This window comes from Mesorhizobium sp. WSM3224 (assembly GCF_000427725.1).
GTDB lineage: Bacteria > Pseudomonadota > Alphaproteobacteria > Rhizobiales > Rhizobiaceae > Mesorhizobium.
In genome coordinates, this window is the sequence record NZ_ATYO01000058.1 from 1 (window position 1) to 7,837 (window position 7,837).

A 7,837-nucleotide genomic window follows, 5' to 3' on the forward strand; every position below is an offset into this window, starting at 1 on the left:
GATGACAATATCGGCGCGCTTGCCCACAGTCAGACTGCCCATTTCAGCATCCAGGCCAAGGCAGCGAGCGGCATCGAGCGTTTGCATGCTTAAGATATCAGCGCCAGAGAGCGGCTGCTGTAGGGTGCCCGATAGGAGACTTGCGGCCAGAGCCGGTGTCCCCGNTGGGAAGCTGAGCGTCGTGTCAACAGCGAGGCCGATCGGCGTACCACGACGGAAAAGGCCTATATGCTGGCTTTCGTTAGTGAGAAAGAAGGCGCGCTGCAGCACGTTGAGGGGACACCATATGACGTTAACGCCCTCGGCCACGAGGATGTCCGCGTCCGCCGCGGAAATCGCATTTAGGTGCGTGAGCGTGGTGAGGTTGTCGAGCAGGTCGAGCTGCTGCAGGCGCCGTACCCCGCTCATCCCGAACTTTTCCCGTTCCAAGGCGTATGTCGCTGTCAAATAGCCAAGGTGCTCGTTGAAAACCACTCCATGGTCTCGCGCAAGCTTCTTGGCGGCGACGATCAATTCCTCGCTCGCGCTGCTCTCGCCATAGATGCAGACAAAGCCGCGCACCAACGCTTTCGGATCAGAATTGCGTTTGAGTTCTCGTTCAATGGAGGCCATCGAACGATCAAAGTCCGCCGGTGCCCTGTCGACTATGCGGCCGACCAGGCCGGGCGCTGCTGCGCGGAGAACTGACAACTCGTCCCAGGCATAAGGCCCAGCAACCAAGGCGCGCATGCCGCATTGAGCGATCGCCTCCGCCATGGCATCGGTTTCAAACACAGTCCCCGGTTCGGCAAATAGGGTGTAGCCTTTGCGCAGCATGGCGATGGAAACCGCGCTCGCGAATGCCGCGGTGATCTCATCATCGGTCGCGCATTTAAGGTCGCTATAAGCGGGACCGGTTTGCGCCAGAGCATTGAGGCCATAGCCGTGGAAACCGCCGGAGTGGAGATGTAGGTGGGGTTCAATGAAGCCAGCATGGACCAGCGCGCCCTTGGCGTCGATTACGTCGACCGCCTTGTAATCTCGTTGGATGGCCTCGTCGGTGCCGATGGCGACAATCACCCCATCCGCAACCGCAATGGCGCCGGCCGCCAGGACCGGCAGGTCGGGATCACTCGTCACGAGATTCCCGGCCCGAACGATCAACTCGACGGTTCTGGAAGTGACATCCATCAGTACATACCCCTGCGCATTCTGTGCTCCGCATAGCGCGCGACCAGCGCCAACGGATAGGCGACAATGAAATAGATAATGGCGACGATTGTGAGAACCTCGACTAAGCGGAAGGTCTCGATTGCAATCAGCTGGCCCACCCTAGTCAATTCGAGCGCGCCAATACCGGCTCCGAGCGACGAATACTTTAGCGTCGTGACCAACAGAGCCATCAGAGGCGGAAAGACGTTGCGCAGAAGCTGTGGGAAGATAACGAATCGGAAGGCGTCTAGCCGGCTCAGACGAAGCACGGTTGCCGCCTGATACTGAGTGCGCTCCATACTTTGGAAGCCGGCTTTCTCAAAAGGCCTCAGGCCTAATCGGAGGCGACACAGTTTATGAAACACCGGGCATCGCCACTGGGCCCCCTGCTTACCCCACAACCATGCCACCAAGGCGCTTCGTCGCTTCTGCCCGACGGTAGTAAACCCCGAAACGGTTCTCAAGAAATGCATCGAGTCTTATCTCTTCTTGCCGGATGAGGCCCTGGGCCGGAAGATTGCCGTCTGCAAGGAGATCGAGCACCGCGCAGATGCTCGATGCTGTCGTAATCTGGATCGCGCTCGTGAGGCGCCCGGCAATCTCCGTGCTATAGATCTTGTTGGCGTAGGTTTGCTGGATCAAGCGGCCGCTTCTGCGCCCGGAGACAGTCACAAAGATAATCACGACGTCCTGTATCGTGGTAGGCAGGGCGTGTTCAAGTATGTCCTTCAGCACATCGCGGCGGTTGCGTAGCCCCAAGTCGTGCAAAAGCGCCTTCATGAAAGCGGCATGACCGGGATAGCGTATGGTCCGGTAGTTGAGCGTGTTGACCTTATCCTTCAGCGTTTCGCAGAGCGTCCCGAGGCCGCCGGAGGTGTTGAAGGCTTCATAGAGGACGCCGTCGATCGAGAATTCTTCGCGTTCCTCCAGTGCTGGCACTTCGACGTGTTCGCCATTGACCACAGCCTCGCAGGGCTGGATGTACTCATTGATGACCCCGTCGATGCTCCAGGTGAGATTGTAGTTCAAGGCGTTGCTAGGAAACTGCGGGAGTGCGCCGACGCGCAGCCGCACGCTATCGACGCTGTCGAACTTGCTGGCAAGGTCCCTCGCCACGATCGAGATGAAACCGGGCGCCAGACCGCATTGTGGAATGAATGCGGTCTTGGCAACCTTGGCGATCCGTTGCACCTCTCGGGTGGATTCAACGTCTTCTGTGAGGTCGAGATAATGCACGCTGGCTTTGGCCGCGGCGGTGGCGATGGCGGCGGTGAGCTGGAAAGGGACGGCGCTCAGGACCGCGAACTTTCCGTATAGTTGCGCGGTAAGGGCTGTTTCGTCAGTGATGTCGAGCTTTGCCGTAGAGAGCGTCGGACCGGTTTCGATCTGCGCCAGCTGTTCGGCGCTGTGGTCGAGGACCGCGACGTGATAGTTCCCGGTATCCGCGAGCAAATGGGCGATCGTGGAGCCGATTTTCCCTGATCCGATAACAACAACGTGTTTCACTGGTTCCTCCTGTTACCATAGACGATTTGCCGAGGGCTCGGCATGTGCCGCCCCATCGCAACCAGAAGCATCAAGACTCGTGCCAGTTTGCCCTGATCGTCCCAATGTGTTTGTTTTCAGTTGTTTAGTCCAAAGCGAGAAGGGGGATATTGGCTTACGAAGTTTTGTCGCGGACCCGACGAACCCCGACAGCAACCAGCAGAAGACATAACCTTGGGTCGCTATACGTTGATTCGGAATGCGGCCTCCGGGTCGACGACGGACGACCCGGAGCCCTGTCGGCGCAGCTGCCGCACATGGAAATGGTCGTTGAGTTCGAGGACCACGCCTGTCCGTACTGCCGCACCACATGCACGCATCGGCGAACCCGTTAGTGAGTGGCTCCACATCGTTGCGGCGCATGTGATCCTACTACGTCGGCCCAACATGCCTTCGAGCCTCCGAGGATGTGGTACTTCAGGGTGCTCGTCTGATGGAGGGGGGCCTATGATTATCTTGCAGCGGAAAGATTTGAGGCCTCCGCGTCGATACGCAGGATCTCGATGTCCTTATCCGCGAATGTTCACGTTTGCGTTCAACCCATACCATCGCTGGAATTACGAGCTCGGAAGAAGCTGGTCTATGCAACAGTTGGCAAGCTCTGCCGCCATTTCGATCTACCGGGCCGAATCCCGCATCGGTTGAGCGATGCTGTGAGAAGTTCACTCAACGTCAGCTCCCCGCAGATGCCAACGTCCCGATACCGCGGCGGAGATTGGCTACCCAGTAGTTTCGAAGCCAGCCGTGGGTGTCGGCAGTTGCGGTGTCCGATTATGCCGCAACGCCGTAGAGGTGGCTCGGCTGGCGCGCAGTTGGCCGGTCAAAAGGTGGCCGAAGATCAGCGCGCGCCGCGACGTGCCCGGATAGGCCGCCCCTGCACGCGCCGGCGGCTGCAATGGCTGGCGCACGATCAGGCGGGTTTCGGTCTTCTTGTCGCGTCCAACGAAACTATGTGCCGTCGCGCCACATGCGATGCATGATCACCGCCAGCCGGCGAGCCAATGTGATAATGGCCTTCTGTCGGCCGCGCCCCCCTGGCAAATTCATCGCCCACGCCCTCAGCCACGACCATTTCGGCACGCGCGTTGGCAGTGTCTGCGCGGCTTCGTAGAGCAGCGTTCGCATCATGCCGTCGCCGCAGCGGGATATCCTCCGATGCGGACGCTTTCGCCCCTCGTGGAGCACCGGCGTCAGCCCCAAGATTGGTCCGACCGCCTTGGAGTTGCGGAAGTGGGCCGGAATGTCGAACCCTGTAGGCCATCGCCACCACCGGACCGACGCCCGGTGTCGTCGTCAGCCGCCGGCGACTGTATCGTCGCGGACCATGGCTAGAAGTTTTCGGTGAAGCGCGGCAAGCGTATCGCGCAGCTTGCTGCGCGCTCGTGATGCGGGCTCGATCTTGACGGCTATGGCCTCTACCGCCTGATCCGTTCCCTCGGTTGAATGCACCGTAGTCGCGCCGTCGATGAGTCCAAGAAACTCGTGATCGGGTGAAGACGAACCCCCGGGATGCGCTTGGCAAGGTTGCTGCGCGCCGGCGAACTGACGGCGGTGTGGTTCCCGATGAAGACTACGAAGCCATGCGCAATCTCGTTCGCGCGGACGGCCCCAGTCGAGACGCTGCGGGTCCATTGCCAGCAGGTAGGTGCTCAAGCACCGTTTATCCGCGCACGAAAAACTGGACTATGCGCTACTGCCTTGGTTGCGGGAGCAGCGGTTCGATTATCCGGTACATCGTAAGCTGCGTTTCCGGACCACCTTTCAGGAATGGTCTGGATCTGTGAGGCTGCCGGTTCTGTAGTGGGATCGGAGCTCGACTTGTGTCTGCACTTACCTCACGCTGAGGCCGCAGCAGGTGTTCGCCTGGCGTCGGGAAGCGCGCAAACAGCCCGCTTCGGTGCAGCAAGATTCTCCTGCCTTTGAGCCGGCGGTTGTGGCGGTGCCGGCAATCGAACCCACAGCGAAGCGCCGAGCGGGACCATGGAAGCAGAAGGCGGTCCGCGATGCCGGCGTGATCGAACTTGAGATCGACCGCATCGCCATGCGGGTTGGCCGTGGTGCCGTTGACAAGACAATGGCTGGCTACACACGATGGTCATCGCCTCTGCTTATTGCTGTCCGTCAAAGCTCGGGAATGGTATAATCGACCAACTAATTAAGTCGACCGCACGCTGAAGTATCGCCTCGGTTCCGGCTGGGCTGGGCGAAACGGCGATGACATGTCCGATGCGGTCACGGTAGTCGCCTTTCCTAACGATCGGAGTCTTGGGCCCAACGTATAATTCAGCCTCGGCGACACCCGTTACGGCCGCCGCCCGACTGACGCCATCGATCCAATCGAGGATACCATCGCGATCAGGATTTAGACACCGCGCAGCCGCAGCGTGGCGACGCGTTTTGCGCAAATTGTATTCGGCGCCAGTTACGATCTTGATGTGCTCGGCAATGAGATCGATACCGTAAGCCAGCTGAACGAGTTGCGGATTAGTCCCGCCCGCAATACGCGGATTGACTTCAATCACAACTGGGCCCTGCTTCGCCCATCGGATTTCAATGCACGTTGGACCCCAGCCAAGGCTAAGAGCTTGCAAAGAGCGCAGCGAAACCTCGACGATACGTTTGTATTCGTCATCGGACAGAGAGGCCGGATAGGTGCACTCGCGAAAAACGAAATTCGGTGGCGGCTCGAAGTCAGCACTGGCAATCCCAACGACCTCATTTCCCATCATGTCAGTGCTAAAATATGGGCCATGTGCGAACTCTTCGACCAAGATTCGCGGCGAAGATCTCCCGCCGCGCTTACCGTCCAACAGATAGCTTGCATGTTCCGCTAGCTCGTCGACATTGCGGCACAATCGGACACCGCTGCTGCCGCTGCCTACGGCTGGCTTAACAATCACCGGGAGCCCGATCTCCGCAGCAGAGCGTTCTACGTCTGTCGCATTTGTTGCCAACCGATAAGCAGGTACCGGCACGCCGGCTTCCGCGAGGAGCTGACGTTGAGTAAATTTGTCATAGCATCGTTCAATCGACCTAGGGTTCGGCCCCGGTAGGTTGAAATGCCGACAGAGCTTGCCAGCCGTCACACACGCCGACTCGTCGCCGCCTGAAAAACCGGTGATGCCTGCAATATCATGAGTAGCGCGCAGCCGGGAACATTCACGGATAAGCGCATTGAGATCGTCTGTGTTGACACAGATCGCCTCGTTTCCTTCCGGCGCAAGATACTGGTAACAAGTTGGATCGGCCGACAGCGTAATTGGATGAAGACCGAGAAGCCGGGCCGCTTGAACGTATCGCAGACCAATACGTTGATGGCCTTCGACCATAATGAGCGCTCGTTCTACCATTGGCATTAACCTTCCATTTTTTGCGCTGTCCGGCGGCCAGCGTACTGGCCACCGCTCCTAGCTGCGGCGGCCGAGACGATGACGCGAAGAATAGCATTGGCACAAATTTGCGGTTGCAAAGAGTCTGTAAATTTGTTTTGAACGATCTGTTGCATGCTTTATCCGACAGGATGGCCGGGTGCTTCTTCGCGATGCCCAAAGGGTGACTGACTCATAAATCGTTCCGGTGACTACTCGCCATGTTTAACAATACCGCTTCATGGTGACACAGACTTGGTTAGAAGTCTGCCCACTAGTCGAGCAGTCGAGGCCGCGATCATGAAGGCCTTTTGCAAGACTTAGTGTTGCGGCACCGGCGGAAGGTGCTGAAAGATATACTCGAACATGCCCGTCACTACCCACTTGCATTCGTGATCGTCTTTTTTGACTGCCGCTTAATCCAGGAAAGCTACGCCATCAAAATCTATAGACGGAGATTGGCGACGCGGATCTTGAAGGCTTCGGAAGCGGGGCATGCCGGCGCGGCAAGCGGCGGCGAGTTCGGCGTGGGGGTGTCCAGCGCAATCCGCTGGATTGCGGGGGCGAGGATCGGCGAACTGGCGCCACGCCCGCAGGGGCCGCCGCGGCTCCAGCCTTGATGCGCATGAAGGGTTATATTAATCGTGGGGCTGGTCGAGCGGAAGGACATCGCGCTGAACGAGATGATGGAGCGGCTCGCCACTGAGAGATCGGTGCGGATCAGCCGCAGCCCCTTTAAATTTAGCGCTAGCTTCGCGGCCTGGGCTGGGCACGCACTGAAGCAGGATCGTCCCGCTATTTTGAGGCGCCGCCGGGGCCTGGTTCGAAAGCTAAGGCTTGTTGAGATTCAGGATTGAACGAAGCCGCTGACGCGGCATTTGGTGCGTGGGTTTGCGGATGACGCTTCTGTTTTGAAGGATTGCGGCTGTTGAAGCGCAATCTTGAGAACAGGAGTTTGAGATGGACGAGTTGAGCCCTCTTCGCCGACGCATGATCGAAGACATGACGATCCGCAATCTGTCGCCGGCCACGCAACGATCCTACGTGCACGCGGTGGCGAAGTTTTCCCGCCATTTCGGTCGATCCCCTGACCGCCTTGGCCTTGAAGATGTCCGCGCCTTTCAGGTGCATCTGGTCTCGACCGGGATCTCGTGGCCGGCGCTGAACCAGACGGTGTGCGCGTTGCGGTTCTTCTACGGCGTGACGCTCGGCCATGCCGAGATACCGGAACGGATCGTCTATGCCCGCTCGCCACGCACGCTGCCGGTGGTTCTCAGCGCCGACGAGGTCGTCCACTTCCTGGAGGCGGTGCCGAGCCTGAAGACGCGCACGGCGCTGACGACCGCCTATGCAGCGGGTCTTCGCGCCTCGGAGACCGTCGGGCTGAAGGTCGGCGATATAGACAGCGGCCGCGGCGTCATNCNNGTNNNNCACGGCAAGGGCGGCAAGGACCGCACCGTAATGCTGTCGGCGCAGCTTCTNCGNATCCTGCGGGTCTACTGGCGNCTGGCGAAGCCGCAGGGCTGGCTGTTTCCCGGCCGCGACCCCAATCGTCCCATCGACGTGCAGGTGCTGTATTCGGCCTGCCGCTCGGCGCGCGCCGCCGCCGGCATCGACAAGCGGGTGACGGTGCATACGCTCAGGCACTCCTTCGCCACGCATCTGCTCGAGAACGGCACCGATATCCGCATCATCCAGGTGCTGCTTGGCCACAACAATCTTTCCTCGACGGC

Annotated in this window: 6 protein-coding genes and 4 pseudogenes; 4 read left to right on the forward strand and 6 right to left on the reverse strand. The window is 59.4% G+C overall.

Going from position 1 to position 7,837, the window contains the following annotated elements; translation table 11 throughout:
- The 3 genes from YU3_RS0133570 to YU3_RS0133580 all read right to left on the reverse strand — a co-directional run.
- Window positions 1–1,170: amidohydrolase family protein (locus tag YU3_RS0133570; RefSeq protein ID WP_027170257.1), on the reverse strand; the 1,170-nt coding region annotated here is incomplete at its 3' end.
- On the reverse strand, window positions 1,170–1,664 hold the full coding sequence (locus tag YU3_RS42190; protein ID WP_156913695.1) for an ABC transporter permease subunit: 495 nt from the start codon (window positions 1,662–1,664) through the stop codon (window positions 1,170–1,172). The genes YU3_RS0133570 and YU3_RS42190, both read right to left, overlap by 1 nt.
- Complete coding sequence (locus tag YU3_RS0133580; RefSeq protein WP_027170258.1) at window positions 1,582–2,697, reverse strand: saccharopine dehydrogenase family protein; 1,116 nt, start codon at window positions 2,695–2,697, stop codon at window positions 1,582–1,584. Before YU3_RS0133580 ends, YU3_RS42190 begins: the two co-directional genes overlap by 83 nt.
- 485 nt (window positions 2,698–3,182) lie before the next feature.
- Here YU3_RS0133580 and YU3_RS40130 point away from each other — a divergent pair.
- Window positions 3,183–3,534 (forward strand): annotated as a pseudogene (locus YU3_RS40130) (hypothetical protein); the annotation flags it as partial.
- Between the two features lie 150 nt (window positions 3,535–3,684).
- On the opposite strand, the pseudogene YU3_RS41990 reads toward YU3_RS40130, so the two are convergent.
- A pseudogene (locus tag YU3_RS41990) lies at window positions 3,685–4,134 on the reverse strand (transposase); the annotation flags it as partial.
- A gap of 6 nt (window positions 4,135–4,140) precedes the next feature.
- Between YU3_RS41990 and YU3_RS41470 the strand changes: the two are divergent.
- Window positions 4,141–4,471 (forward strand): annotated as a pseudogene (locus YU3_RS41470) (IS110 family transposase); the annotation flags it as partial.
- Window positions 4,472–4,844: 373 nt separating this feature from the next.
- Here YU3_RS41470 and YU3_RS0133590 read toward each other — a convergent pair.
- Window positions 4,845–6,086, reverse strand: coding sequence for an acetyl-CoA carboxylase biotin carboxylase subunit family protein (locus YU3_RS0133590; protein ID WP_027170260.1), 1,242 nt, complete (start codon window positions 6,084–6,086; stop codon window positions 4,845–4,847).
- A gap of 5 nt (window positions 6,087–6,091) precedes the next feature.
- Entirely contained in the window at window positions 6,092–6,241 is a 150-nt protein-coding gene (locus YU3_RS41090) for a hypothetical protein (RefSeq protein ID WP_156913697.1), read from the reverse strand.
- Window positions 6,242–6,541: 300 nt separating this feature from the next.
- On the opposite strand from YU3_RS41090, the pseudogene YU3_RS41995 reads away from it, so the two are divergent.
- A pseudogene (locus YU3_RS41995) lies at window positions 6,542–6,835 on the forward strand (IS630 family transposase); the annotation flags it as partial.
- 229 nt (window positions 6,836–7,064) lie between these two features.
- Window positions 7,065–7,837: site-specific integrase (locus YU3_RS0133600; RefSeq protein ID WP_036260254.1), on the forward strand; the 773-nt coding region annotated here is incomplete at its 3' end.